Annotated in this window: 4 protein-coding genes; all 4 read left to right on the top strand. The window is 30.6% G+C overall.

The window, feature by feature from the left end:
• Window positions 1-108 precede the first annotated feature (108 nt).
• The 4 genes from ABJ955_RS13395 (at window position 109) to ABJ955_RS13380 (ending at window position 3,097) form a co-directional block, all read left to right on the top strand.
• Window positions 109-558: a hypothetical protein gene (locus ABJ955_RS13395; protein ID WP_347375138.1), complete on the top strand. Its 450-nt coding sequence runs from the start codon at window positions 109-111 to the stop codon at window positions 556-558.
• Window positions 558-1,004 (top strand): UPF0158 family protein, encoded by a 447-nt coding sequence (locus ABJ955_RS13390; RefSeq protein WP_347375137.1) that lies wholly within the window; start codon window positions 558-560, stop codon window positions 1,002-1,004. The genes ABJ955_RS13395 and ABJ955_RS13390 overlap by 1 nt, the downstream gene beginning before the upstream one ends.
• Window positions 1,005-1,123: 119 nt before the next feature.
• Entirely contained in the window at window positions 1,124-1,918 is a 795-nt protein-coding gene (locus ABJ955_RS13385) for a hypothetical protein (protein WP_347375136.1), read from the top strand.
• A 165-nt stretch (window positions 1,919-2,083) separates the two neighbouring features.
• Window positions 2,084-3,097, top strand: coding sequence for a DUF4062 domain-containing protein (locus tag ABJ955_RS13380; RefSeq protein ID WP_347375135.1), 1,014 nt, complete (start codon window positions 2,084-2,086; stop codon window positions 3,095-3,097).
• Window positions 3,098-3,305: the final 208 nt, after the last annotated feature.

Here is a 3,305-nt window from a genome sequence, read left to right as displayed (position 1 = left end):
AGTGTGTTTGGTTTTGTTCGGGTTTAACACGAACAATCACAGAAATTAATCCCGCACATTTCATACACAAACCCGTTGTGCGCAAGCTGAAAAAACCATCGTAATCGAATGATATTTAAAGGAATTAACAACCAATCTGTTGAATTTAGGATAACGAATTATCAGTTTCCTGAAATAACGAATTGTGAATATGATTCTAATTGGTTGTTGGTTTATTTAAAAGTAAAAAGTGATTGTGGAAATTGGCAAACAGTTGACCCATCACTTTTAGTTGGAGATTTAAAAGACATTAAAGATTGGTTTGAAAAACTCTCGAATAATATAGAAACTGATTTTGATTCACTTGTTTTTATGGAACCAAACTTGGAATTTGAACTGACCAAAAAGAATTTAGAAGAAAAACATATCAGAATAATATTTGACTTGGAATCTCGACCACTAAGTGCAGATGATGATAAAGATTATTTTGTAGATTGCGTTTTTAACAACAGCGAATTAAAACTAATTGTAAAGGAATTAGAAAAACAAGTTGAACAATATCCGAGAAGAGCAATCTAATGGAAAAAAGACAGTCAGAAATAATAAAGGAAATAGCGCAAGAATTGGATTGCGGATTTGACTGTTATTACAATTCTAAAACTGACGAAATTGTTGCAATCCCGAATTTTTCACAATTTTCGGACGAGGATGAATTTAAAGAGGCTTTTAGTGACAGTTTAGAAAAAGTGGAAAAACATAAAACGGATTTTATAAAATTTGAGACATTAGAAAGCTTTGAGTCTTTTAAAATTATGGAGCTTTTTGTTGAGCAGTTATCTGACCAAAATCTAAAGTCGGAATTGGAAAATACTTTAGCAAATAAAAAGCCGTTTCAGAATTTTAAGGATAAAATCGACCATTCTGAATTTAGACAAAGTTGGTTTGAATTTAAGAAAAGTGAGTTGGAAAAAATAGTAGAGAATCAATTAGACAGCGGAAAAGCCAGCGCACAACAACGTGTATAATTAATGGCTAGTCCTCGCCTACTTACGAAAATCCTCGCGGATTTTCTATTCGGTTTTTATTTGCTAAATTAGGTGCTTAAACACGCCACTAATCATACACAAACACGTTGGCAATAATAATGAGACAAACTTTTTGCATATTAATAATCTTTCTGATTTCAGTCAATGGATTTGCTCAATGTGATGATATTGATAAACTGGAATTAGGAGGAACTTATTTGTCTCGAACAAGAAATTATATCCCATTTGAAATAAAGCATAAAGATTCAATAGAAAGAGAAAATATTTTTTATCCATACGACATTAAAAATATTGAGGAATATTCTGATTTTATTCTAAAAAAAGCAAAAGAATATATTGTTAGACGTGCAGATTTTGACTTTTACAATAAATTGGTAATGGGAGAATTTCAAGTAAATTATTTGGATAATGTAAAAGCGGAATATGACAAACACGAATTATATGAATTGTCGAATTACAATGTTACTTATTGGATTCTTTATACATATCGGAATAATGGATTTAAATACGTATTTGGATTGGAATTTGACAAAAACGGAAAAATGGTTTCTGAAAACAAATTTCCTGACTTCTCACTCAATCCTGAATTTGAAAATCTGACTGAACCTTGTCTTGCTCTGGAAAAAGTCAAATCTGACGAGAGATTTAAAGATAAAAAAGTGGACTTTATTGAGTTAGCTTATGTAGATGAAATTAACTCATTCTGTTGGTTGGTTCAGGAAAATTACGATGTATATGAACATCAAGATATCGAATTTGAAAAATGGTATGAATATTCCGAGTTAAGTTTTTTTGTGAATGCTAACGACAATAAACTCGAAAAGATAGAAGACAAAAAAAGACAAGTGGTTTATTGTGGATATAAGGCAAATTTCACTAAAAAAAAGAATTAAATTACTATTGCCAACACCGTGTATAATTAATTGCTTTTTACGTGCTTACTTGCGAAAATTCCTTCGGAATTTTCTCGGGTTCGTAAATGTTTGCTAACTTAGTTGCCTAACCACGCAACTAACCATACACAAACACGTTGGCAATAATTACTAAAAAGAGAAAATATGGCAAAACCAAGAATATTTATTAGTTCTACTTTTTTTGACTTAAGACAAGTTAGAGCTGATTTAGAAAGATTTATCAAGGAAATGGGATATGAATCTGTTAGAAACGAAACAGGTTCAATACCTTATGGAAAAGATTTAAAGTTAGAGGATTATTGCTATAGAGAAATTATTGGAATTGATATTTTGGTAGGAATTATTGGTGGCAGATTTGGAAGCTCTTCAGAACATAGCAATTATTCAATCACTCAAACTGAAATTAAAACTGCTCTTGAACAGAATAAAAATGTTTATGTGTTTATAGATAAAAATGTTCATTCAGAATATGAAACTTATCTAATTAACAAAGACAACAATAATGTGCAATATCGATATGCTGACGATGTTAAAATTTATGAATTCATTGAAGAAATATATTCATTACCAAAAAACAACATCATACAATCCTTTGAAACTGCACAAGATATAACCTCTTTTTTAAGAGAACAATGGGCAGGTTTGTTTAAGGATTTGTTAGCTCAGGAACAAAAGAGAGAAAATTATGAAAATATCTCTACTAAAGTAACTGAACTTAACGAAGTATCATCCACTCTAAAAACATATTTAGAAAGTGTTTTAGAAAGTGTAAACGGAGAACATTCTAATGAAGTTATCACAAAAGAAAAAGAAAGACTTGAACAGTTTCATTTAGCTCAAAAAGTTTTTAAACTAGGTTATATTGGTCATTTAATTAGAGGCCACGAAATTGAACTTGACCAAGTAATAGACTCAATTAAAACCTCTGAAACTTTAAAAGAACTGAATTCAAAACTATCAAATATTGCTGAAGAAAACACAAGCGAAGAAGATAGTATGGGCTGTATGTTTGACAAACCAGCACTAGAAGATATAAATAAGGCAAGGAAAATATTTAATTTACCTAGTTTTGAACCGACTAAGAAAGAATGGGAACTTATAAATCAAGAAGCGAAAAGTTATGACATTTTTAAAGAAAAAATAAAATCGCTGAAATAAAAAACTATTGCCAACACCGTATATAATTTATTGCTAGTTCTAGCCTACTTACGAAAATCCTCGCGGATTTTCTATTCGGTTTTTATTTGCTAAATTACGTGCTTAACCACGCAACAAACCATATACAAACACGTTGCCCACAATAGAAAAGCTCACTCAAACGCGAAATAAAAAGCCAAGGATTTCGGTTTAATTCTCACTCAAACTC

Origin of the sequence: Aequorivita sp. Q41, from assembly GCF_039831855.1 — a bacterium.
GTDB lineage: Bacteria > Bacteroidota > Bacteroidia > Flavobacteriales > Flavobacteriaceae > Aequorivita.
Note: the sequence above shows the minus strand (reverse complement) of the source record. Positions and strands in the feature narration are given on the sequence as shown.